Genomic DNA, 22,595 nt, shown 5'->3' on the forward strand with positions numbered 1-22,595 from the left:
CCCGAGCATTCGACCTGATGCGCCGCCTGCGCGCTGGCGTGGCTTCGTTGCTGCTGCTCAGCGCCACGGGTAGCTATGCCCTCAATACCGCCACCATCATCAGCTCGGTGGCATCGCCCGATTGCCTCGAATACCGCGTCGTCGGCATCTGCTACTGGCTCTATTGCACCTGGACGGGCTGCACGGTGCGCACGTCGATCAAGGTGCGCCACTACATCCCCGATGCAGTGGTGTCGTCGTACTCGAATACCGGCGAAAACCCCTGGGTCGAAGTCCGGGCAATGAGCACGCCCAATCCGTCCGCCCAGGCGGGCGGCGACGGGACGACGAACGAGGATCACGAAAACAACCTCGCCAAATTCAAGAACGCGGACGTCATCGGCCACCCCGGCGCCGAGGTGTTCAACCAGTTCGTCTCGTCGTCGGGCTACTTCTGCGAGGGCGCGGGCACGGCATTCATGCCGTACTTGCTCAGCACCTTGGACACGCTGGCCTGGCGCTACAACGTGCCCGAGATGACTTACCCGGAGGCGCTGATTCCGGGCCGGCGTGAGGTCGGCGCACGCACCACGATGAACCTGTGGGGCAACGTGTATCCCCGTGGCGGCTTCCTACACCAGACCGACGACTTTAAGGCCGGCGCAGTGGTGGCCCAGCGTGCGGGCGATGTCGTCACGCGCCGCGGGCAGATCCACGTCTATCAGCCGTTGCTTGCCAACTCCCGCGACGGCTACTGGCCGGCCGGCGCGCTGATGGAAGGCGATGCCTCCACCGGCAAGTGGCAAGAACTCACGCCAGTCCTGTCCTCGTCCTGCACGGTCTTCCCGCGCAGCGGCTTCCTTACCCAGGCGCAGCAAGGCGACTACGCATGGGCGCTGTGGCGGCCGTATGCCTGCTGCGAACGCCGGGGCCAGGTGTTCCTGGGCAGCGTCGATTTCCTCTGAGGTGGTGCCATGAAGTTCCGTCCTGTATTCAATCCGTTCTCCCGCCGGGCACGTCGCACGAAGATCGTCCTGGCGCTGGCCTGCGCGCTCGCGCTGGGCAGCGGCGTGGCCTGGGGTCAACTGGGATACCAAACCAGCGGCAGTGTCATCGGCGATGACGTCATGTACTCGATCGGCGGCGGCAACGCCGTGTCGATGGGACGTGCGGCTGGCATGCGCTCCCTCGGCGTCGGCGTGGGTTGGAACAGCAACTTGATCTGCGGTGACATGAGCATCCAGACCACGTTGAGGAATCAACTCAATGGCATCACCAACGGCTTCCAGCAAATCATGAGCAACGTCATTCAGAGCGCCACGAGCGCCGTAGCGTCTCTACCTGCGCTGATCATCCAGCGGGCCGATCCCGGTCTGTACAACCTGCTCACCAATGGCGTGCTGCAGGCGCGACTGGATTTCGACCGCAGCAAGCTGACGTGCCGTGCCATGGCCGAGAAGATGGCCGAAACGGCAGGCGGCCAGCTCGGCTGGAGCCAGATGGCCGAAGGGCTGGCGCTGCGCGATGCCGTGTCGAGCACGGACGCGGTATCGGCCATCGAGCAAGCAGAGACGCGCCGCGGCAACGACGGCGTGCCCTGGGTCGGAGGCAGCAATGCGGGCGGCTCCGGCCAGTCCGCGATCAAGATCGTCGGCGACGTGACCCGCGCCGGCTACAACCTGGTCAATGGCCGCGGCGTGACCGACACGTCCTCGATCGCGCCGGCCAGTTGTGCCAGTCTCTCATGCCAGACCTGGACCTCGCCGCAGGCGGCCGTCGAGTGGGCTACGCGCGTGCTTGGCGAGAAAGAACAGCGCACGTGCGATGCCTGCACAAAGACCGAGACGACGCCCGGCGTCGGCCTCACGCCGCTGATCCAAGAGGAATACGACACCAAGCTCCAGGTGCTTCAGGATCTCGTCTCCAAGGCGAAGAACACGACGCCCGAGAACCTGCGCGAGGCCGGCAGTGCGTCGCTGCCCATCACGCGCGGCGTGATCGAGGCGCTGCGCGACGAGCCCGACCAGCACCTGCTGTCGCAGCGCCTGGCGTCCGAGGTCGCGCTCGCATCCGTGCTGGAGAAGGCGCTGCTGCTGCAGCGCACGCTGCTCACGGGGAAGAAGGAGCCCAACGTCGCGGCGAACGAGCTTGCCGTGGAGGCCGTGAACCACGAGAGCGACACGCTCGACCGCGAGATTCGCAACCTCAAGACCGAACTGGAGCTGCGGCGCGAGCTGGCGAACAACTCGCCCATGGCGATCATCCAGCGCCACGGCACGCGCGCGGCCGGCTCGCGCGGCATCTACGAGGGCGATCCGGTGCCGGACCGTCTCGACCAGCTCCAGAAGGGCAATCCGGGGAGCCGGCCATGAGCCCGGTGCGCATGGCCTGGCGGCCGCTGCACTGGTTGTTCAACCGGCGCGCGGCGAAGACGCTGCTGTGGCTGGTGCTGATCGTTGCCGCTGCCGTGGGAGCGAACGTCGCGGGCATCTACCTGGTCGGCAGCGTTGCAGGCTGGGAACGGTGGCTGGCGGCCTCCGCAGGGTATTTCTTCATCTGGCGGTTGTGCGTGTACGCGGCAACGGCCTATGGATGGTTCTGGATGCGCCGCCGGGTGCTGGCCCGCGAAGACCAAAGCGGGACAGATGGGCAGGCGCGGCGCCGGCTGATCCGCACCGAGGTCGCCGGCGTCGTCGCCATCGTCGCGCTGGAAACCAGCCTGTTGATGCAGGCCGCTTGAGGGGAGATCGGGGCCATGACGCTCTTCACGACCGACTATCTGGAGTACTACCTCACCCTCGTGTCCTGGATCGTCAACAACGGCATCTGGGCCGTGCTGGTGTCCAGCGGGGTGTTTGCGCTGCCTTTCGTCGCCATCGTCGTGCAGGAGTGGCTGAAGGCCCGTGCGGAAGGCGCTGACGAGGGCAACAAAGGCGTCCTGAGTGCCGCCCGTATCGAGAACCGGGTGTTCGTCGCGATCGTCGTGGTGATGTTCGCGGGCATTCCGTTCATCGACGTGGACCTCAGCACCATCCAGTACGACAGCTCGCGCTCGGCACAATGCCAAGTCAGCGTGCCGCAGCCCACGGAAACCGGCTGGTCGCAGTCTTTCAGCACCATCAACAATCAGTCGGCGAAGGTGCCGGTCTGGTGGGCCTTCATGCACGCGCTCTCGCGCGCCGTCACGAGCGCCTCGGTAGCGGCGATCCCGTGTGGTACGGACCTGCGGCAGATGAGGATGGAGATCGATGCGACGCGCATTGACGACCCAGTACTGGCTCAGGAGGTCGCGGACTTCTCGCGGGATTGCTATGGGCCTGCGCGGGCCAAATTGTTCATGCAGCGCCCGGATCTCGATGAGCAGCAGATGCACGACGTCACCTGGATCGGCTCGCGCTTTTTCACGGATACGGGTGGCTACTACGACAGTTACCGCTCCAGCACGGCGCGCGAAGCATGGCCCTATGACGACACCCGCGATGCAGGGCTCGCACAGGTTGCCAATGGTGGCGGCTACCCGACCTGCAGGCAGTGGTGGTCCGGCGGTAGTAACGGACTGCGCGCGCGGCTGCTGGGTCAGGTGGACCCGAGCCTGCTGAATCGCCTGGCGGGCTGGGCCGGGTTCCTCAGCCGGGCCGAGGTGGACGATTCGGTGATCCGCGCCATCGCGTCACCCCGGCAGCAGAAATTGAACCAGGGCAGCGTCTATACGGACTACGGCGGCCAGATCGACAAGACCCTGCCGAACATCGTGACGCGCGCCACAGGCGACGTCGGGATGGCAGTAGGCGCGATTGCCGCGTTTCCTGCCATGGATGTCGTGCGCCAATCCCTGCCCATGATCCTCACCTTACTGAAGATGGCGCTGGTCATCTGCATCCCGCTCGTGCTGGTTGTGGGCACCTACGACCTGAAGACGGTCGTCACTGTCAGCGTCGTGCAGTTCGCGCTGTTCTTCACGGACTTCTGGTTCCAGCTCGCACGCTGGATCGATTCAACGATTCTGGACGCGCTTTATGGCTGGGGCTTTGGCTGGAACCGGCCGCACACCAACTTTGACCCGCTGGTAGGGTTGAACAACGCCTTCGGCGACATGCTCCTGATGTTCGTCATGGGCACGATGTTCCTGGTTCTGCCGGGATTCTGGCTGGCGAGCCTTACCTGGGTTGGGATTCGGGCCGGGCACGTCATCCAGGGGCTTTCCGATGGCAGCAAGAGCGCCGGCCAAGCTGGCGGCAAGGGTGCCGGGGCGCTCACCGGAGGAAAGCTGAAATAGCGCGAGGCCGGTCAGTCGTCGGTGTACAACTCGTGCGACGTGTCGTTGTACAGGTTGGGGTCGTAGCCCGGCGTCTTGCGCAGCTCGGTGAGGTCGGTGAAAGGCCACTCGTCTTCATCCGAGGTATTGGCAGCAGCAGCCCATCCCGCCGCCGCAACGCCCAGCAGCACGAGTGCGAACCAAAACGCAACGTAGAGCAGCACTCCCAGTACAGCCAGCTTGACCACCCACACGCACACGGTCGCGCCAGCTCGCGGCATCCCCTTGGATACCAACCAGTTCGACGCCCGCCGTTCGCCGCGCGCACAGGCACGCCATCCGCGGCCAAAGGCGCGGCCGAAGCGTTCTGCGGTGCTGGTGCGGGTCGTCGTGTTCATGGTCGTCTCCTGCTGCTGAGGAATGCCTATTCCAGTTTGCTCCACTTCATTCGGTTTGCGGCTTCAATGTGATTTCTTGCTGCTTCAGGACGCTTCGTCGTCTGGCCCCAACGGGCCTGGATCGGGTTCTACGCCGACGCGGTAGGTGGCGACGAAGCGCGGCCAGTCCACATGGTCAACCAGGTCGATGTCCTCGACAACGCTGACCTTGGCTCCCGCCCGCTCGAACAGGGCGATGCTCGCGGCGGGATAGTTGTTGCGCGACGGATAGAGCACCCCGTCGAACAGCGCCTGGCCGTCATCTCCGAGCATCGCATGCACCTGGGCGGACACCCGCTGCGTGTGCGTGTAGTCGCGGCTGGCCAACTGCTCCAGGTTCAGGCCGAAGTAGCCCGCCATGACGCCCGGCGCCGTGAGATCGGCCAGAAGCACGTCGTCCAGCACGCCTACTGCGCGCACCATCCGGGCGTTGACCTCCTTCAGGGCGGTGGAGCGCCTCGTGTCTTCAAGCCATTGATGCTTGTGGAACACCGACTCCATCAGCGCCGTGGGCAGGTCGCGCCCCAGGTAGAGCACGCCGTAGGCCCCCGCTGGATCATCGTAGCGATTCGTGCTGCTGCGGCCATAGTACAGCGGGCTGCCCCGATAGACGACGCGGCTCACATGCTGGAGCAGTTCACCGGCATCGATCAGGAACGAAGGCAGCTCGTGGCTCATGGCGATCTCGCTTCAATGCACCTGGACGCCCAGCACGTTGAACACGGCCTCGGCCACGTCATCGATCGTGCCATGCGTCACCGCATCCACCGGCGAGCGACCACCCAGGCCTTCGAGGGGTTCGGACAGCGCGCGGTAGATCGTCCAGTGGTCGATGCCCTCGACCTCCTGGAGCACGGTTTGGGTCAACTGCTGCTTCACCGGGTCGAGCTGCCAGTCGGGCAGCTTCTGGCCGCGCGGCCCCACGTTCAGCGCCAGCAGCCGACGGGCGAGGATGTCCTTGTAGATTTGCTGGCGCGACTTGTCCGCCAGCTTGGCGAACTCGGCAGGCGGCAGGTTGTCCGGCTGGTTGAAGGCTTCCAGCAGCACGGCGCGGCCTCGCTGGACATCGGTTTCAGCCGGTGCCCAGCGCGTGTCGGAGCGCAACGCGCCCGCCTTGCGCTGCAAGGCCTGCACCACCGTTTCACCTTCCAGGTTGGCAGGCAGCGTCACCGCCTCGACGCGCTCGTGGATGAACGCCTGCAACTCGGCCGCGAAAGCCGGGGCATCCCGGATTTCGACGGTATCCGCGAAGCGGCGCACATCCTCCACCGTGACGCGGGGCAGACGGTCGGCAATGAATTCAATGGCGGTGGGCATGGTCATCTCCCAGGTAGGTTTGAGACAGGTTTCACTCTAGTCGCCTTTGTCGCATTTGTCAACTTGATCGCATGAGTGAGAGCCTACCTGGCGAGGGTGGCGTCCCGGCAGCATAGGCCGCGACCAGCGCCTGGTCGCCATCCAATCCATTCGTGCGGGTTCCACATTGACGCTGGAGCCGCAGCCCAGGCCCCGCTATACCGAAACGGTCAAAGGCCAAAGGGTCGAAACGGCAAGGGAATGGGGTGCAAGGGGAAAGGCCCTACCCCGAAAAGGCAAAAAGGCCTCCCGCCCGGCCCGCCATCAGGACACCGACATGCTCTCCCTGTTCCAGCGAAAACGACCCCCGGTCGCTGCCGCGCCGTCGCCAGCCCCCGCCACCGACCTCCCGAAGGGGCTGACGCGGCCGGAGTCGGCCGCATCGCTGCTGGCCACCCCGCGCCGGCAGAAGCTGCTGGAACACATCTGGCAGCGCACCTCGCTCTCGCGCAGGCAATTCGCCACCCTCTACCGCACGCCACTGGAGCGCTACGCCGAGCTGGTCCAGGCTTTCCCGGCCTCCGAAGCGCACCACCACGCATACCTCGGCGGCATGCTCGACCATGGTCTCGAAATCGTCGCCTACAGCCTGAAGCTGCGGCAGTCCCATCTGCTGCCCATCGGCGCCAGTCCCGAGGACCAGGCGGCGCAGGCCGAAGCCTGGACTGCGGCCGTCGCCTATGCAGCGTTGCTCCACGACATCGGCAAGGTAGCCGTTGATCTGCACGTCGAGCTGGCCGATGGCAGCACCTGGCATCCGTGGCACGGCCCGCTGCACCAGCCGTACCGCTTCCGCTACAACTCCGACCGCGAGTATCGGCTCCACAGCGCCGCGACAGGCTTGCTCTACCGGCAACTGCTCGACCGCGATCTGCTGGACTGGCTCAGTGGCTATCCATCCTTGTGGGCGCCGCTGCTCTACGTCCTGGCCGGGCAGTACGAGCACGCCGGGGTGCTGGGCGAACTGGTCGTGCAGGCCGACCGCGCCTCCGTCGCCCAGGAACTGGGCGGCGATCCCGCGCGCGCCATGGCCGCGCCCAAGCACTCGCTCCAACGCAAGCTGGTCAACGGGCTGCGCTACCTGCTCAAGGAAGAGCTGAAACTGAACCAGCCCGAAGCCTCCGATGGCTGGCTCACCGACGACGCTCTGTGGCTGGTGAGCAAGACGGTCTCGGACAAGCTGCGCGCGCACCTGCTGTCCCAGGGCGTCGATGGCATCCCTGCGAACAACACCGCAGTGTTCAATGTGCTCCAGGACCACGGCATGTTGCAGCCGACGGCCGACGGCAAGGCGATCTGGCGCGCGACCGTGACCAGTTCCACCGGCTGGTCCCACTCGTTCACCCTGTTGCGGCTGGCACCTGCGCTGATTTGGGAGCCCGGCGAGCGGCCGGCGCTGTTCGCTGGAATGGTGGAGATCGACGCCTTACCGGTCGCCCAGCCGGCAGTCGTTGAGACGCTGCTCGCGAAAGGTCAGGACACACGCCCGGAGGAAAGCGGCAGTGCCCTGGTCCCGCCGTCCGCGTCCCGGGCCGTGCCCGACGTGCCCGACGTGCTGGAGGATATGCTGGCGATGGTGGGCAAGAGCGATTCGGCTGGCATGCACCAGAATGCGGTGGCCATCTCGCGTGATGCAGACGCCACCCAATTCGACACCTCCATGCCAGCTTCGGACTTAACATCGCCTGTGCCACCGGCTGCGCCACCATCCGCTGCCGCGCAGCCATCCGGAGAGCATTTCATGGCATGGCTGAAACAGGGAATCGCCTCGCGCCGACTCATCATCAACGACGCGAAGGCACTCGTGCATACCGTGAGTGATACTGCATATCTGGTGAGCCCAGGCGTGTTTCAGCGATACGCACAGGAACACCTGCAGGTAGCGACGTTGGCCAAGCAGGAGAGCCAGCAGGATTGGCAGTGGGTGCAGAAGCGTTTCGAGCGGCTACAACTACATCGCAAACAATCGAACGGATTGAACATCTGGACCTGTGAAGTCACTGGACCAAGGAAATCTCGCCAACTGCATGGTTATCTACTGGAAGATGCCTTCCAGCTACTCGCCGAGATTCCGCCCAACAACCCTTATCTCTCAATGAAGCCCGAATAAGCATTGGTGGCAAGGCTAACTGAGGGCTGGCTGCTTCGGACTCTCATGATGCTTGCCCAAGGTCTAACGCTGCATGGAACGCGCTTCCCGCAAGTCTATGTCCTCTCTCAGAATGCGCTGAATTTCCAGGATCGCAGCCGCGTTCTGTTGCACGCTATGCCCCGAAATGATGACTTTCTCGGATTGTGCGCCGGGAAGATGAGCGCTGCGGTAGGGCACGAGACCATCATCGGAATCTACGAGGGCCACTTGGGGATCAGCTTGGGCCACGATCGAGTGATAGCGCACCTGGGTAGAAATTGGAAAACTCGCCGCCGCGCGCACGAAGGGATCGTTCTCGTCGAGGTTGTCAATGCTATTGGGGATATGCCCCAGGCTTTCATGGCTGCTGGCCGCCGCATTGGGCGCCAGTGTGTGGGCGAGTTCTTCGAGCACCGTAACGGGGAAGCGAATGAATCCTGCCATCCAGCGCCCCAGGCGTCCGCCTGCGAACGCCGTGCCCCGGTGCGGTGCCGCGATGAAGATGGCACTACTGACCTTTGGGAAGGGCTCGAAGCGCAACATCGGATCTATGCGTCTGATCTGCTGTGGCGTCAACCGACCTTGATCCGAAGCCAGCTGCACCAGCGACTGATCGCTTGACGACACCATCAACCGCGCGATGACGCCGCCCATACTATGCCCCACCAGCACGAAGTCGGACGCCTGGCCAGACGGATCGAAATGCGCCAGCGTATCCTCGAGCGCCCTGCGAATCATGGTGTGGTTCAACGCAATGGGCATGTTGGTCGGGTAGTAGACCTGCCAGATCTGGTAATGCTGGCGCAGGGCCTCATCGCCGAGAATTTCGTTGGCGAGCTCCACCCAGGCTTCCGGACTGCTGGCCAGTCCATGCAGCATGACGATGATCCGCCTGTTCGGGTCGTAGGGCTGCATCAGGTAGACGTGGGGGCGGTCGATGCCGCCCTCGCGCCCAAGCAGGCTGCGCAGCGATTGCCGGTTGAACTGGGCACGCGCCAGCCACACGCCGTAGCCGGCGGTAAAATTGGCCGCCAGTGGCACACGTTGCCCGCGCAGCATGATGGCCGACTCCACATAGGGGTCATGCACCGTCAAACGGACGGTGCGGGTGTGCAGTACGCTGCCCAGGTCATCCCCCTCCGGGTGCAGCAGAACCGTCATGGACGGCGCGGGCATCTCGCTCCAGGGTGGCGGTCGCTGGTTGCGTCTGGCCGCTGGGCGGCCATCCCGAGTGGGGGCAGCGGTCAGGGTGTCGTCCGGCATGACCGCCACCAGCTCGGCGCCGAAACCGTCGCGGCGGTAGAGGCTGCGCAATCCGCGGAAAGACAGGGACGAGGCTGGTAGCAGTTCGGCTGGCACCGCCGTACTGCCCGGCAAGCGCGCGCCGCGCATATCCAACTTCAGCTCCCATCCGGCAATATTCCAGCCAGTCTGCACCAGCAACTGCGAAGGCATTTGCTGCCGAACTTCAAACATGTCCGTGGCGGCGCGTTCGACGGCATGGTTGTACCAATCCCGTACCTGGGTCTGGCGATCTTCGAAGGCTCGCTCTCCCGGGGCATGGTCGCCGAAGAACAGGTAGGCATAGGCATAGCGAATGGTCTCAAGCCAGGCGGCTTGCTGCTCTGGCCCGGGCTTCATGGCCTCTGCCTGCGCCAGCCAGAGTTCGGACAGCGCCGCCAGGCGCCGGTCCGTGCCAACGCCGGTCACGGCGGCCAGGGCCTGAACACAATCCGTTGAGATCGGCTTTGCGCATGCCTGCGCATCCAATGCCGCCACCCTGATGGTCTGGTTGGTCGCATCGCTGAGCTTGCCACGAGTCAGGATGTCGCCACGCTTGGCTTCGATGGCCTCGCCGGCAGGAAGCGTACGAACTTCTACAACTGGGCTGAATTCACGCAGGATTGAGCATCCCCCCAGAAGAAGCGGGGCAAGGACGACCCACGCCATGAGACGGCAGGCCTGCGGGAACGTCATGGATGGATCTCGTTGATGGGAATGCCTGGCACACCCTGCCGAATCGACATCGAGAAGTCGTCACCTGACGCGTCGGAATCAAGGGCACGCTCGTTGATGTGTCCCCGTGCCTGCAGTTCCGCGTAGCGATGACCGGGCGTCAGACCGTGCAGGTCGTAAACGTATTCGGCAAAGTGGCCGGACAGCAGCAGGCGATAGTCCATCGGCAACGCGGGCGCAATGAGCCGAGCCAATTCGAATACGATAGTCGTGCAGTTGCTGGTCAACGTGTTGTAGAAGCGCGGTGTGCGTTGCAATTCATTGGCCGCGAGCAGGTACTCCAGAAACAACGCTCGGACATTCGCCTGGCTCATCTGCAACCGATAGAGATAAACGTCCTCGCCTCGCGTATTGCTGCGCGTGCGCACGATGTCGCGCTCGTCGGCGGCCACTAGGACCTGCTCGAACTGACGGAAGAATCCGCCCACCGCCGAGAAGGACTCGTGGCGCTCCTTGCGTATTTCCAGCGAGAACACCACCCGCTCACCACCGTCGAAGCCGAACGACACCAGCGTGTGAGCAATGTGCGGCCCCATCCAGTAGGACAGTACCAGGTCGGCGCTGCGCAGGTGGTCCAGATCGTATGTGCGGCTCTCCCAACGCGGCGTGTAGTCGGTCTCGCTGCGCCATTCGAAGTTGCGCACATGTTTCAGATGGACATGGTTGCCCTCGACTCTGGCCTCCAGCAACTGGGCGACATCGTCGGCCCATGCACGTTGGTGCGACGGCCGCAGCGTCCCCCACCACAGGAGCAGGCAGGCCGTTGCGAGCACAAATACAAATCCCGTGATATTGCGACGCCTTCGCCCAAACAAGCCCGCCAGCGACAAGACAACGGACACCCCCAAAGCCGACCACACCAGAATGACGACCCATCGCACCACTGAATGCTGCGAAGCCTGAAACCACAGCGCCAGTGCGCCCCACGACGTCAGCAGCAGCACAGTAAAACCGATCAGCAGGCGCGCGGGGATGTGTCTGGTTTTGCGTGCCACCCGGTTCATCGAGGCTCCAAAAGTTCAAGCAGTAGTTGCCGATGCGCGTCGCGCAGTCGTACAAGCGATATGGAAGGGGCACCCTTGGATAGCATCGAAGAGTTCAGCCACAGCAGTGCGGGCGCAAGTGCCAGCGGGAAGAAATGCTCGGTCAAAACGCCCGGGCGAATGATGCCCCGTTCTATGTTGCGTTGGATGATGAGCTGCGCCCGCTCTTTCAGTCCGTGCGCAACTTCGTTGTGCCAACGCTGCACCAGCTCTGGTGTTCTGGCGCTTTCGGCCAGAAGCAGCCGGTAAATCGACATCGTGGCAGGGGAGCTAAAGGTCGCGTATAGGCGATCCAGGTAGACATCTACCAGCTCTGGCAACGTCAGATCTTCATCCGGGAGCCAGCCCTGGAAATCGCAAATCTGCTTTGTCGTACGTTCGAGCAAGGCATGAAAAATTTCTTCCTTGCTTTTGAAGTGGGCGTAGATGCCAGCCTTGGACAAGCCTGCGCATTCCGCCAGGCGCTCCATTGACACGGCGTTGTACGTCCGATCCGCGAATTCGACCAAGGCCGCGTCGAGTATTTCTTCTTTTCTGGCGGCAGAGGACAGGTAGCGGCGCTTGTCGGGCGCGTCATCTTTCTTGGGTAGCATTCAAAGGCTCTGTTCAAAGATCTGAGGGGTGTTCCCACGGGCCGGTCACCGGCTCTACCAGAAATCAGGGCCTTCCTTGAACCCAAGCCGGCAGCTCGAATTGATCTGCGTCAATGACCGACGAGCCCGCTGATTGCGGTTCCCGGATTGTAACGTATAATTAAAAACAACCGTCCAGTGGTTTGTTTTCAAATTTCACGATGCAAGCCAACTCAGAGGCGCGAACGAACCCGGCACATCGGGATGTGACACAGGAAGAGCACCTAATCAACCAGCCAGGGGACACGGGGATGCACATATCAACAAGGAGATGAAGTGGACTTGACAGCACTTGCAAGCAGGAAAAGAAGGCCTGCGGACATCGGCCACGAACTCCGCATTGCGTGGGTGGCAGCTATCCCCTCCTCTGCAACCAGACCCTCTTCAGCCCGATACCCGTACGGAACGTGACCATGCCCCCAGCTTCCCTGTTGTTTCCTGCGTTCAGCTTGCGCACTGCCTCGTTGGCCCTGAGCGCCGTCGTCTTGACCGGCTGCATGTCGCTCGCTCCGGCGCCAGACACCCCGCCGCTGCCCGTGCCCGAAGCCTGGCCTGCGCATCTTGGATCAGGCACCGACGGCGCCCACGCGGGAGAGCTTGCCTGGCAGGCGTACTTCACCGACCCCTTGCTGCAACGCCTCATCGAGACAGCGCTGGAGAACAACCGCGATCTGCGCCTGGCCGCGCTGCGTGTCGAGGAAGCCAGCGCCGCATTCCGCATTCAGCGCTCGGATCGATTTCCTGCCGTGGGCGTGGGTGCCCAGGGTGGACGCGCCCGCGTCCCTGGCGATCTGAACATGTCGGGCCGGTCGCAGGTGGGCGGCGAATATCGGGCCGAGGTGGGTTTGAGCACCTGGGAGCTGGATCTGTGGGGCCGGGTCCGCAACCTGGAAGACGCCGCCCTGCAAAGCTGGCTGGCAACCGACGCTGCGCGCCAGGCCGTCCACCTGGCGCTGATCGCCCAGGTGGCGGACGGTTACCTGGGCTTGCGCGAGATTGACGAGCGTGTGGCTATCGCCCGTCAAACCGTCGCGACTCGCGAGAATTCCTACCGCATTTTCCGGCGCCGCGTTGAAGTCGGCTCGACCTCGAAGCTGGATCTCACCCAAGTCCAGACCCTGCTGAACCAGGCTCAGGCGCTGCTGACCCAGCTTGAGCAAGCGCGCGCCACGCAACTGCACGCGCTGGCGCTGCTGGTGGGCGCTGATCCTGGCCCGCTGCCCGCCAAAGCACCCTTCGATGAAACAACGGTGCTGGCCGACCTGCGGGCCGGTCTGCCTTCGGAGCTGCTGGTCAGCCGCCCGGACATCATTTCCGCGGAACACCAATTGCGCGCTGGCGATGCCAACATCGGGGCCGCCCGCGCGGCGTTCTTGCCGCGCATTGCGCTGACCGGCAGCTTCGGCACGGCCAGTTCCGATCTGGACGGCCTGTTCGATTCCGGCAGCCGCGCCTGGACCTTCATGCCCACCCTGTCGCTGCCCATCTTCGATGGCGGGCGGCGGCGCGCCAACCTGGAACTGAGCGAAGTGCGCCGCGACATCGCCGTTGCCGGCTACGAGAAGACCATTCAAACGGCCTTTCGCGAGGTGGCCGATGCACTGAGCGCCAAGTACTGGCTGGCTGAGCAATTGACGATCCAGCGGGCCAATCTGGAAGCGCAAAGCGAACGCGCGCGGCTGGCCCAGTTGCGCTACGACAACGGCTCGGCCGCTTTCCTGGAGGTGCTGGACGCCCAACGCGATTTGCTGGATGCCGGACAACAGCTGGTACAGGCGCGCCGTGCGCTGCTATCCAGTCAGGTGGCGCTGTATGCCGCGCTCGGCGGCGGCACCCTCACCGCAACCGGCCAGGCGCAGAGTGCGACCTCGACGCCCGCTTCCACCCCATCAACCCGTTAAGGCACGCGAAACCTATGACTGTCTCATCCTCTCTCAAGAAAAAACTCCTGGTTGTTGCCGCTGCAGCGGTTGTTATCGCGCTGGCCTGGTGGGGCTGGACGGAGCTAGCCGACAGCGGGCCCGGCGAAGGGTTCATCAGCGGCAACGGCCGGATCGAAGCCACCGAGATCGATATCGCCACCAAGCTTCCCGGTCGTATCGAAGACATCCTCGTACGTGAAGGCGACTTCGTCGCGGCGGGTCAGCCACTGGCCAGAATGCAACTGGAAACGCTTGAGGCGCAGCGCGACGAAGCCTTCGCCATGCGTGAACAGGCCGAGCACTCGGTGACCGCAGCACAGGCCCAGGTGGCGCTGCGTGAAGCCGACGTGGTTGCGGCGCAGGCCCTGGTCGGTCAGCGCGAGTCGGAGCTCGACGCTGCGCAACGGCGGCTGAAACGTTCGCAGACCCTGTCCCAAGAGGGTGCCGCCTCGATACAGGAGCTGGACGATGACCGGGCGCGCGTACGGGGCGCACAGGCGACGCTCGCGGCCAGCAAAGCACAGACCGCCGCTGCCCGCGCCGCGGTTGAGGCCGCCAAGGCGCAGCTTGTCGGCGCGAGGTCCAGCGTGTCCGCTGCCACGGCCAGCATCAATCGCATCGAAGCGGACATCCGCGACAGCGAACTGCGTGCCCCGCGCGACGGACGGGTTCAGGTTCGCGTGGCGCAACCTGGCGAGGTGCTCGGAGCCGGCGGACGTGTCCTGAACCTGATCGACCTGTCGGACGTGTACATCACCTTCTTCCTGCCCGAGACCGTGGCCGGCCGCGTCGCGCTGGGCACCGAGGTACGCATCATTCTGGATGCCGCGCCGGAGTTTGTTATTCCAGCGAGCGTTTCCTTCGTCGCCAGTGTGGCGCAATTTACTCCCAAGACGGTAGAAACCGCGAGCGAGCGGCAGAAACTGATGTTCCGCGTGCGCGGGCAGATTTCCCAGGATCTGCTGCGTGAACACCTGGATCAGGTCAAGACCGGGCTGCCCGGCGTGGCCTGGGTCAAGCTCGACGCCAATGCCGAGTGGCCTCAAAACCTCTCCGTTCGCGTGCCGGAGTAAGGTATGAGCCACAGTGCGAGTGCGCAGCCCACGACCGTTGCAAGCGTCCGTCAGGTGCGCTTGCGTTACGGCGACGTCATCGCCCTGGATGGCATCGATCTGGCCATTCCCGCCGGACGGATGGTCGGCCTGATCGGCCCCGACGGCGTGGGCAAATCCAGTCTGCTCTCATTGCTGGCGGGTGTGCGCATCATCCAGGAGGGCACGGTCGAGGTGCTGGGTGGCGACATGGCCAGCAAGGCCCATCGCAAGCAGGTATGCCCGCGCATCGCCTACATGCCGCAGGGACTGGGCAAAAACCTGTATCCGACGCTCTCGGTCGAGGAGAATCTGCAATTCTTCGCGCGCCTGTTCGGTCATGGCGCCGCAGAGCGCCGCCAGCGGATCGACGAACTGACTCAGGCCACTGGCCTGTTCAAATTCCTGGAGCGCCCGGCAGGCAAGCTGTCCGGGGGCATGAAGCAAAAACTCGGCCTGTGCTGCGCGCTGATTCATGACCCGGATTTTCTGATTCTCGATGAGCCGACGACTGGCGTGGACCCGCTGGCGCGCGCGCAGTTCTGGGATCTGATCGAGCGCATCCGCGCCGATCGCCCCGGCATGAGCGTGATCGTGGCTACCGCCTACATGGATGAGGCACAGCGCTTCGACTGGCTCGCCGCCATCGACGACGGCAAGGTCCTCGCCACCGGTACGCCGAAGGAATTGCTGGAGACAACAAACAGCCCGAACCTGGAAGAGGCATTCATCCGCCTGCTCCCGGAAGAGAAAAAGCGCGGACACCAAGCGGTTGTCATTCCGCCTCTGCCTGAGGACGGCGCGGACGATATCGCCATCGAAGCCGAGGGGCTGACCATGCGCTTTGGCGACTTCGTTGCCGTCGACAGCGTGTCCTTCCGCATCCGGCGCGGTGAAATCTTCGGCTTCCTCGGCTCCAATGGTTGCGGCAAGTCCACGACCATGAAGATGCTCACCGGCCTGCTGCCGGCGAGCGAGGGCCGGGCCTGGCTGTTCGGCCACGAAGTCGATCCGCATGACCTGGACACCCGCCGCCGTGTCGGCTACATGTCGCAGGCCTTTTCGCTATACAGTGAACTCACGGTACGCCAGAACCTGGAGCTGCATGCCAAGCTGTTCAGTGTGCCCCCGAAGGATATTCCCGGCCGCGTGGATGAGATGGTGGAGCGCTTTGGGCTGGTGGATGTCATCGACAGCTTGCCGGCCAGTCTGCCTCTGGGCATACGCCAGCGCCTGTCGCTGGCGGTCGCCATGGTGCACAAGCCCGAACTGCTGATTCTCGACGAGCCGACCTCCGGCGTCGACCCGGTGGCGCGTGACGCGTTCTGGCGGCTGCTGGTCGAGCTGTCGCGGCGGGACCGGGTCACGGTGTTCATTTCCACTCATTTCATGAACGAGGCCGAACGCTGCGACCGCATGTCGATGATGCATGCCGGCAAGGTACTCGACAGTGATGTACCGGCCAAGCTGGTCGAAAAGCGCGGCGCCAAAACCCTTGAAGAGGCCTTCATCGGCTACCTCGTCGAAGCCGAGGGCGGCGCGGCCACTCCGGCCACCCCGGCCAGTCAGCCTCAGGCCGCCGCCGACCAGGACGATCAGCCATCCGCGGTGCCCGCTGAACACGGTGGGCACCGCTCTGGCGGATTCAGCTTGCAGCGCATGTTCAGCTATCTGTGGCGCGAGACGCTGGAATTGCAGCGGGACCCGGTACGCGCCACGCTGGCGCTGGGCGGTTCGCTGCTGCTGATGTTCGTGATCGGCTTCGGCATCACCATGGACGTCGAGGACCTGAGCTATGCGGTGCTCGATCGCGACCAGACCACGCTTAGCCAGAACTACACGCTGAACTTGGCCGGATCGCGCTACTTCACCGAGCACGCGCCGATCGTCGACTACGACGATCTTGATCGACGCATGCGCAACGGCGAACTGTCGCTGGCCATTGAGATCCCCCCTGGCTTCTCTCGCGATGTGTTGCGAGGCCAGAACGTGCAGATAGGTGCCTGGATCGACGGCGCCATGCCGCAACGCGCGGAAACCGTCCAGGGCTACGTTCAGGGCATGCACCAGCACTGGCTGCTCGTACAGGCCAGCGAACGCAGCGGTGCCAGCGCCGCAGGAAATGCGAGCGTCGAGACACGCTTTCGCTACAACCCCGATGTCAAGAGCCTGCCGGCCATGGTGCCGGCGGTGATTCCGCTGTTGCTGCTCATGCTGCCGGCGATGCTGACCGCGCTCGCGGTGGTGCGCGAGAAGGAGACGGGCTCGATCACCAATCTCTACGTGACGCCGGTCACGCGCATCGAGTTCCTGCTTGGCAAGCAACTGCCCTATGTCGGTCTGGCCATGGTGAACTTCCTGCTGATGAGCCTGCTCGCGGTCACCGTCTTCGGTGTGCCGGTCACAGGCAGCTTCTTCACCCTGTCGCTGGCCGCGCTGATCTTCTCCTTCGCCGCGACAGGCATGGGGCTGCTGGCCTCGGCCGTCACGCGCAGCCAGATCGCCGCCATGTTCTTTGCCATGATCGGCACCATCATTCCGGCCACCCAGTTCGCCGGCCTGACGGATCCCGTGTCCTCGCTTGAAGGCTCCAGCAAGTTCATCGGCGAGATCTACCCCGCCACGCACATGATCTCCATCAGCCGTGGCGTGTTCAACAAATCACTCGGCCTGGCCGACCTGACGGGGCCGCTGTGGTCGATGCTCATTTCGGTTCCGGTCATTCTCGGCGTGGCTGTTTTGCTACTCAAGAAGCAGGAGCGTTGAGATGCGCAGAAGAAACCTGGCCAACATCTACGACCTTGGTGTCAAGGAGCTGTGGAGTCTTTGGCGCGATCCGATGATGCTTGTGCTCATCGTCTATGTGTTCACCGCGTCGGTCTACACCAAGGCCACGTCCATGCCGGAGACGCTGCACAACGCGCCCATCGCCATCGTCGACGAGGATAATTCGGCGCTGTCCCAGCGGGTTGCCTCGGCCTTCTACCCCCCGCAGTTCACCCAGCCGGCCATGATCGACTATAGAGACGTGGACCCGGGCATGGACGCGGGGCTGTACACCTTCGCCCTGGTTATTCCGCCCAACTTCCAGCGTGACGTGCTGGCGGGGCGATCGCCCGCCGCGCAGCTCAATGTCGATGCCACCCGAATGAGTCAAGCCTTCACCGGCAGTGGCTATATCCAGCAGATCTTCACGGGTGAAGTCAACGAGTTCGTCAAGCGTTATCGCGGGACTGACGCACTGCCCGTGGACCTGGCCTTGCGCGCGCGCTTCAACCCCACACTCGAGCAGGCCTGGTTCGGCTCGGTGGTGCAGATCATCAACCACATCACGCTGTTGTCCATCATCCTGACCGGCGCGGCGCTGATCCGCGAGCGAGAGCACGGCACCATCGAGCACCTGCTGGTGATGCCGGTCACGCCCGCGCAGATCATGCTCTCCAAGGTCTGGTCGATGGCCCTGGTCGTGCTGATCGCCTCCTTTCTGTCCCTCAATCTCATGGTGCGCGGCGTTCTGGGCGTTCCAGTCGAGGGTTCCATTGCACTGTTCTTCGCTGGCGCGGCGCTCAGTCTGTTCGCCACCACGTCGATGGGCATCTTCCTCGCCACCCTGGCGCGCAACATGCCGCAGTTCGGTATGTTGATGATGCTCACCATCCTGCCGCTGCAGATGCTCTCGGGTGGCTCCACGCCCCGCGAAAGCATGCCCGAGATCGTGCAGAACATCATGCTGATTGCACCCACCACCCATTTTGTGGAACTGAGCCAGGCCATCCTCTACCGGGGCGCCGGCTTGGAGACGGTATGGCAGCCCTTCCTGGCGCTGGCCCTGATTGGCACGGTGCTGTTTTTCCTGTCGTTGGCACGCTTTCGCAAAACGATCGGCCAGATGGCCTGATCGTCTGACCGCCCGATTGGGCACTCAACCCAGTAAGGAGTTTGATCATGAGCAACGAAACTATCCCTCTCAATCTCTTCAAGGCGAACCTGGAACTGCAGCTGCGCATCCAGCGCCTGATGCAGGAAAACGGCCAGCAATGGCTGGAGAACGCCACCCGAGCGGGCAAAGACGGCATTGCCGAGTCCGGCGCGGAGATCGAAAGTCTGCTCAAGGCCCAGAACTGGCAGGAACTGGGCACGCTGCCGGCACAAGCCTTCTGGCGTCAGTTTCAGCATCACGTGGGCGGCGCACAGGCCTTGACACAAGTCGCGATCAAGAACCAGACAACCTTCACCCAAGGCCTGCAGCAAGCCATTCAAGACTGGCAGAAATCGGTTACGCAGGCCGTAGGCCAGGGCGATGCGGTATTGCCGTTCCAGGATATGTTCAAACAGTGGGGGGAGGTGTGGGTCGCTGCACAGCACAAGGACGCGCCAGCCAATACAGGAGGACACAATGCAGGCTGAACAAAGGACTGCGCTGGTCACCGGCGGCAGCGGTGGCCTGGGCGAGGCCATCGCCCGAGCCTTGCACGATGTTGGCCATACCGTGCTCATCATCCACTCGCCAGGCAACACCAACATTGGCGCGTGGCTGGAAACCCAGGCAGGCGAAGGTTACAACTTCATCGCCTACGGCGCGGATGTGGCCGACCATGCCTCCTGCCAGGAGCTGGCTGGCCTCATTCATGCAGACGGTCACCACATCGACATTCTGGTCAACAACGCGGGCATCACGCGTGATGCTACGTTCCGCAAGCTGAGCTACGCCGATTGGGATGCGGTCCTGCGGGTCAATCTCGACTCCGTTTTCAACGTCACCCGGCCATTCATCGACGGCATGCTCGAACGCGGCTGGGGCAGGATCGTCAACATCTCCTCCATCAACGGCTCCAAGGGGCAGTTCGGCCAGACCAACTACTCCGCCGCAAAAGCCGGCATGCATGGCTTTACTAAAGCCCTTGCGCTGGAGGTGGCGCGCAAGGGTGTGACGGTCAACACCGTGTCGCCGGGGTATCTGGATACGAAGATGGTGACGAGTATGGCCGAAGACGTGGTCAAGCAAGTGGTGGCCGGAATTCCGATAGGCCGCCTGGGCCAGCCTGGGGAAATCGCCGCGCTGGTGGCATTCATCGCCAGCGAGTCTGCCGGCTTCATGACCGGCAGCAACGTGTCGATGAATGGTGGCCAGCACATGTACTGACTGAGGAAGGGCCGCCCAGACGATGTGTCGGCGGCCCCTTTCCATTCATTTTTTCCGTTTCATCATAGAGGGAGTGCCCATCGCCATGAATCAAGACACCACGACATCACCAACGGCCGCTTGGGGGCAGTTGCTGTGGGACCCGTTGCGACTATCGGCGATGGCAAACGAGTATGCAGTGGATGCCTGGCAGCGGTCCATTCTGTATGCCGACGTTCGCCGCCAACGCGGCAACCAGTACCAGGAGCATTTGCAGGAGCGAACGCCGAACGTACTCGACTTCGCCTCAGAGGTCATCATGTCCGGGCTGGACCTTCCGCGGCCAGTCAACTATGGCCTCGTGCGCATCCTGCCGCCAGCCGACGCGCCGGCCGATCCCAAGAAGCGGCCGTTCGTGGTGGTCGATCCCCGCGCGGGCCATGGTCCAGGCATCGGCGGTTTCAAACCCGACAGCGAGGTCGGTGCTGCTCTGAAGGCAGGCCATCCCTGCTACTTTGTTGGCTTTCTGCCCGATCCCGTTCCCGGCCAGACCGTTGAGGATGTCATGCGTGCCGAAGCGGCCTTCGTGCGCAAGGTCGGCGAGCTGCACCCCGACAGCCGCGGCAAGCCCGCGGTCATCGGCAATTGCCAGGCGGGCTGGCAGATCCTGATGGCAGCCGCCGTCTGGCCCGAACTGTTCGGACCGATCATCGTCGCCGGCGCGCCGCTGTCGTACTGGGCGGGCGACATGCCGATGCGCTACGCGGGCGGCCTGACCGGCGGTAGTTGGTTGACGGCATTGACCGGCGATCTGGGCGCCGGTCGGTTCGACGGCGCCTGGCTGGTACAGAACTTTGAAAACCTGGACCCGGCCAATACGCTTTGGAGCAAACAGTACAACCTGTACGCCAAGGTCGACACGGAAGGCCCGCGCTACTTGCAGTTCGAAAAGTACTGGGGCGGCCACGTCTTCCTGAATGACGTGGAGATGCAGTACATCGTCGACAACCTGTTCATCGGCAACAAGCTGAGCACCGCCCAACTGATGACATCCGATGGCGTGCGCATCGACCTGCGCAATATTCGCTCGCCGATCGTGGTGTTCTGCTCCTATGGGGACAACATCACCCCGCCGCCCCAGGCCCTGGGCTGGATCACCGACCTGTACCGCAACGACCTGGACGTGCTGGGACATGACCAGACCATCGTCTACGCCACCCATGACAGCATCGGGCATCTGGGTATCTTCGTCTCCGGCAGCGTCGGGCGCAAAGAGCACCAGGAGTTCGCTGCCAACATCGACGTCATCGACGTGCTGCCGGCCGGCATCCACCGCATACAGATCGACGAGCATCCCGACGAGGCACAGGAAGGTGAGTCGACCGGGGACGCCTACCTGACCCGGATCCAGCGCAGCAATATCGATGAAATCCGCGAGATCGTTCGCCACGACCCCGAGAGCGATCGCCGTTTCGCCGCGGTCGCGCGGATCTCCGAGATCAACCTGGCCTGCTACCGCAGCTTCGTGCAACCGTGGGTCCGTGCCCTGGTCACGGACCAGAGCGCAAAGCGGCTGGAGCCGCTGCACCCACTGCGTATGGGCTATGAGCTGTGGTCCGACCGGCACCCGCTCGCCGCCGCAGTACATGAGACTGCGCAACACGTGCGCGAGCATCGTCAGCCCGTCTCCGAGGCCAACCCTTTCCTGCAACTGCAGGCGCAGTTTTCCACCGCCGTCGAGCAAGCGCTGGATCAATATCGTGATTGCCGCGACCGGATCTACGCGCAAACCTTTGACATGCTGTACAGCCTGCCGCTGGTGCAGGCCATGGCAGGACAGAGCCTGCACGATGATGCACCGCCGCGGCCCCATCCCAGCGAGACGCCCGAACATCGCCTGTATCTGGCGCAGGAGTTGACACGGCTCGAAGCGGATATCCACAGCGGCGGGCTCGCCGAAGCCGTCATACGGGCACTGTTTTTCGTGCTCGCGGCGCGTGGCGAGGCCGACGAGCGGCACTTCCGGCACGCAGAGCAACTGGTGCGTCCCCGTCTGGGCAGCGACTTCGACATGCAGGCCTTTCGCCACCTCGTTCGTCGGCAGGCTTTGCTCATGAGGCTCGACGAGGACGCCACGGTGTCCGCCATCCCCGGATTGCTCAACGGCATAGCGCCTGATGACATCCGCCAGGTGGCGGGAATGATCGTGCAAGTGATTGGCAGCGGCGGTGTGCTGTCCGCACAAGAACAAACCAGGCTGGAACAGGTTTCTACCTTGTTCGAGCAGGCCCAACGCCAAGCCCAGGCGGCTTCTGCGCCCGCCGTGTTAAATCCCGCCACTGATACCTCCGCTACGGTCGTGGACGCGAAGTCGACAACCGCCATGCCACGCTCTGCCAGTGGCACATCCGCTGCGGTCGAGGATGCGAATGCGGCGCCAGCCATGCCGAGCTCCGCCAGTGACACCTCCGCTCCGGCCATAAACACGACCTCCAAGACATCCTCTCCAAAGCCTAAGGCGCCTCAGAAGAAAACGGCGTCGAAGACGCCAGCCGCGCCGCGCACAAGTCAAACACGGCGAGGGAAAGACAAATGACGACGTCCTCCGCAC

At 63.7% G+C, this 22,595-nt stretch carries 18 protein-coding genes; 12 read left to right on the forward strand and 6 right to left on the reverse strand.

Annotated elements, in window-relative coordinates; translation table 11 throughout:
- The first annotated feature begins 17 nt into the window (after nucleotides 1–17).
- From GIW04_RS09120 to GIW04_RS09135, 4 genes are read left to right on the forward strand one after another with little or no spacing between them, the layout of a single operon-like run.
- On the forward strand, nucleotides 18–944 hold the full coding sequence (locus tag GIW04_RS09120) for a TIGR03756 family integrating conjugative element protein (RefSeq protein ID WP_268939211.1): 927 nt from the start codon (nucleotides 18–20) through the stop codon (nucleotides 942–944).
- Nucleotides 945–953: 9 nt separating this feature from the next.
- Nucleotides 954–2,351, forward strand: coding sequence for an integrating conjugative element protein (locus GIW04_RS09125; protein ID WP_236301334.1), 1,398 nt, complete (start codon nucleotides 954–956; stop codon nucleotides 2,349–2,351).
- Entirely contained in the window at nucleotides 2,348–2,719 is a 372-nt protein-coding gene (locus tag GIW04_RS09130) for a hypothetical protein (protein WP_236301894.1), read from the forward strand. The genes GIW04_RS09125 and GIW04_RS09130 overlap by 4 nt, the downstream gene beginning before the upstream one ends.
- Before the next feature lie 15 nt (nucleotides 2,720–2,734).
- Nucleotides 2,735–4,255 (forward strand): conjugal transfer protein TraG N-terminal domain-containing protein, encoded by a 1,521-nt coding sequence (locus GIW04_RS09135; protein ID WP_236301291.1) that lies wholly within the window; start codon nucleotides 2,735–2,737, stop codon nucleotides 4,253–4,255.
- 11 nt (nucleotides 4,256–4,266) lie between these two features.
- Here the strand turns inward: GIW04_RS09135 and GIW04_RS09140 are convergent, their stop codons facing one another.
- The 3 genes from GIW04_RS09140 to GIW04_RS09150 all read right to left on the reverse strand — a co-directional run bounded on the left by GIW04_RS09140 (nucleotide 4,267) and on the right by GIW04_RS09150 (nucleotide 5,988).
- The gene (locus GIW04_RS09140; RefSeq protein ID WP_236301292.1) at nucleotides 4,267–4,632 is read right to left on the reverse strand and encodes a DUF3742 family protein; all 366 of its coding nucleotides are present in this window, start codon (nucleotides 4,630–4,632) and stop codon (nucleotides 4,267–4,269) included.
- Between the two features lie 84 nt (nucleotides 4,633–4,716).
- Nucleotides 4,717–5,349 (reverse strand): RES family NAD+ phosphorylase, encoded by a 633-nt coding sequence (locus GIW04_RS09145; protein ID WP_236301293.1) that lies wholly within the window; start codon nucleotides 5,347–5,349, stop codon nucleotides 4,717–4,719.
- 12 nt (nucleotides 5,350–5,361) lie between these two features.
- Nucleotides 5,362–5,988 (reverse strand): integrase, encoded by a 627-nt coding sequence (locus tag GIW04_RS09150; RefSeq protein ID WP_236301294.1) that lies wholly within the window; start codon nucleotides 5,986–5,988, stop codon nucleotides 5,362–5,364.
- A gap of 316 nt (nucleotides 5,989–6,304) precedes the next feature.
- Between GIW04_RS09150 and mobH the strand changes: the two genes are divergently transcribed.
- Nucleotides 6,305–8,137, forward strand: coding sequence for a MobH family relaxase (gene mobH, locus GIW04_RS09155; RefSeq protein ID WP_236301295.1), 1,833 nt, complete (start codon nucleotides 6,305–6,307; stop codon nucleotides 8,135–8,137).
- Nucleotides 8,138–8,200: 63 nt separating this feature from the next.
- Here the strand turns inward: mobH and GIW04_RS09160 are convergent, their stop codons facing one another.
- The 3 genes from GIW04_RS09160 to GIW04_RS09170 are packed head-to-tail and all read right to left on the reverse strand — an operon-like array spanning nucleotide 8,201 to nucleotide 11,810.
- A complete protein-coding gene (locus tag GIW04_RS09160) occupies nucleotides 8,201–10,135 on the reverse strand; it encodes an esterase/lipase family protein (protein WP_236301296.1) in 1,935 nt (644 codons plus the stop codon).
- Nucleotides 10,132–11,178, reverse strand: coding sequence for an Lnb N-terminal periplasmic domain-containing protein (locus tag GIW04_RS09165; RefSeq protein ID WP_236301297.1), 1,047 nt, complete (start codon nucleotides 11,176–11,178; stop codon nucleotides 10,132–10,134). The genes GIW04_RS09160 and GIW04_RS09165 overlap by 4 nt, the downstream gene beginning before the upstream one ends.
- Nucleotides 11,175–11,810, reverse strand: coding sequence for a TetR/AcrR family transcriptional regulator (locus GIW04_RS09170; RefSeq protein WP_236301298.1), 636 nt, complete (start codon nucleotides 11,808–11,810; stop codon nucleotides 11,175–11,177). The genes GIW04_RS09165 and GIW04_RS09170 overlap by 4 nt, the downstream gene beginning before the upstream one ends.
- A gap of 452 nt (nucleotides 11,811–12,262) precedes the next feature.
- Between GIW04_RS09170 and GIW04_RS09175 the strand changes: the two genes are divergently transcribed.
- The 7 genes from GIW04_RS09175 to GIW04_RS09205 all read left to right on the forward strand — a co-directional run bounded on the left by GIW04_RS09175 (nucleotide 12,263) and on the right by GIW04_RS09205 (nucleotide 22,580).
- Complete coding sequence (locus GIW04_RS09175) at nucleotides 12,263–13,750, forward strand: efflux transporter outer membrane subunit (protein WP_236301299.1); 1,488 nt, start codon at nucleotides 12,263–12,265, stop codon at nucleotides 13,748–13,750.
- A 14-nt stretch (nucleotides 13,751–13,764) separates the two neighbouring features.
- Entirely contained in the window at nucleotides 13,765–14,844 is a 1,080-nt protein-coding gene (locus GIW04_RS09180; protein ID WP_236301300.1) for an HlyD family secretion protein, read from the forward strand.
- A gap of 3 nt (nucleotides 14,845–14,847) precedes the next feature.
- Entirely contained in the window at nucleotides 14,848–17,628 is a 2,781-nt protein-coding gene (gene rbbA, locus GIW04_RS09185; RefSeq protein WP_236301301.1) for a ribosome-associated ATPase/putative transporter RbbA, read from the forward strand.
- Between the two features lies 1 nt (nucleotide 17,629).
- Complete coding sequence (locus GIW04_RS09190; RefSeq protein WP_236301302.1) at nucleotides 17,630–18,760, forward strand: ABC transporter permease; 1,131 nt, start codon at nucleotides 17,630–17,632, stop codon at nucleotides 18,758–18,760.
- A 47-nt stretch (nucleotides 18,761–18,807) separates the two neighbouring features.
- Nucleotides 18,808–19,269 carry a phasin family protein gene (locus tag GIW04_RS09195; RefSeq protein ID WP_236301303.1) on the forward strand — a complete coding sequence of 154 codons (462 nt, stop codon included), beginning with the start codon at nucleotides 18,808–18,810 and terminating at the stop codon, nucleotides 19,267–19,269.
- Complete coding sequence (gene phbB, locus GIW04_RS09200; RefSeq protein WP_236301304.1) at nucleotides 19,259–20,005, forward strand: acetoacetyl-CoA reductase; 747 nt, start codon at nucleotides 19,259–19,261, stop codon at nucleotides 20,003–20,005. Before GIW04_RS09195 ends, phbB begins: the two co-directional genes overlap by 11 nt.
- Before the next feature lie 85 nt (nucleotides 20,006–20,090).
- Nucleotides 20,091–22,580, forward strand: a complete 2,490-nt coding sequence (locus GIW04_RS09205; protein WP_236478965.1) for a DUF3141 domain-containing protein — start codon at nucleotides 20,091–20,093, stop codon at nucleotides 22,578–22,580.
- Nucleotides 22,581–22,595: the final 15 nt, after the last annotated feature.

This window comes from Pseudomonas sp. PA-4-8C, from assembly GCF_021606625.1.
GTDB lineage: Bacteria > Pseudomonadota > Gammaproteobacteria > Pseudomonadales > Pseudomonadaceae > Aquipseudomonas > Aquipseudomonas lactis.

What these genes read in the sequence shown, in the direction of transcription:
- GIW04_RS09120 (WP_268939211.1), top strand. Translation starts at nt 18, where the DNA reads ATGCGCCGCCTGCGCGCTGGCGTGGCTTCGTTGCTGCTGCTCAGCGCC.
- GIW04_RS09125 (WP_236301334.1), top strand. Translation starts at nt 954, where the DNA reads ATGAAGTTCCGTCCTGTATTCAATCCGTTCTCCCGCCGGGCACGTCGC.
- GIW04_RS09130 (WP_236301894.1), top strand. Translation starts at nt 2,348, where the DNA reads ATGAGCCCGGTGCGCATGGCCTGGCGGCCGCTGCACTGGTTGTTCAAC.
- GIW04_RS09135 (WP_236301291.1), top strand. Translation starts at nt 2,735, where the DNA reads ATGACGCTCTTCACGACCGACTATCTGGAGTACTACCTCACCCTCGTG.
- GIW04_RS09140 (WP_236301292.1), bottom strand. Translation starts at nt 4,632, where the DNA reads ATGAACACGACGACCCGCACCAGCACCGCAGAACGCTTCGGCCGCGCC.
- GIW04_RS09145 (WP_236301293.1), bottom strand. Translation starts at nt 5,349, where the DNA reads ATGAGCCACGAGCTGCCTTCGTTCCTGATCGATGCCGGTGAACTGCTC.
- GIW04_RS09150 (WP_236301294.1), bottom strand. Translation starts at nt 5,988, where the DNA reads ATGCCCACCGCCATTGAATTCATTGCCGACCGTCTGCCCCGCGTCACG.
- mobH (WP_236301295.1), top strand. Translation starts at nt 6,305, where the DNA reads ATGCTCTCCCTGTTCCAGCGAAAACGACCCCCGGTCGCTGCCGCGCCG.
- GIW04_RS09160 (WP_236301296.1), bottom strand. Translation starts at nt 10,135, where the DNA reads ATGACGTTCCCGCAGGCCTGCCGTCTCATGGCGTGGGTCGTCCTTGCC.
- GIW04_RS09165 (WP_236301297.1), bottom strand. Translation starts at nt 11,178, where the DNA reads ATGAACCGGGTGGCACGCAAAACCAGACACATCCCCGCGCGCCTGCTG.
- GIW04_RS09170 (WP_236301298.1), bottom strand. Translation starts at nt 11,810, where the DNA reads ATGCTACCCAAGAAAGATGACGCGCCCGACAAGCGCCGCTACCTGTCC.
- GIW04_RS09175 (WP_236301299.1), top strand. Translation starts at nt 12,263, where the DNA reads ATGCCCCCAGCTTCCCTGTTGTTTCCTGCGTTCAGCTTGCGCACTGCC.
- GIW04_RS09180 (WP_236301300.1), top strand. Translation starts at nt 13,765, where the DNA reads ATGACTGTCTCATCCTCTCTCAAGAAAAAACTCCTGGTTGTTGCCGCT.
- rbbA (WP_236301301.1), top strand. Translation starts at nt 14,848, where the DNA reads ATGAGCCACAGTGCGAGTGCGCAGCCCACGACCGTTGCAAGCGTCCGT.
- GIW04_RS09190 (WP_236301302.1), top strand. Translation starts at nt 17,630, where the DNA reads ATGCGCAGAAGAAACCTGGCCAACATCTACGACCTTGGTGTCAAGGAG.
- GIW04_RS09195 (WP_236301303.1), top strand. Translation starts at nt 18,808, where the DNA reads ATGAGCAACGAAACTATCCCTCTCAATCTCTTCAAGGCGAACCTGGAA.
- phbB (WP_236301304.1), top strand. Translation starts at nt 19,259, where the DNA reads ATGCAGGCTGAACAAAGGACTGCGCTGGTCACCGGCGGCAGCGGTGGC.
- GIW04_RS09205 (WP_236478965.1), top strand. Translation starts at nt 20,091, where the DNA reads ATGAATCAAGACACCACGACATCACCAACGGCCGCTTGGGGGCAGTTG.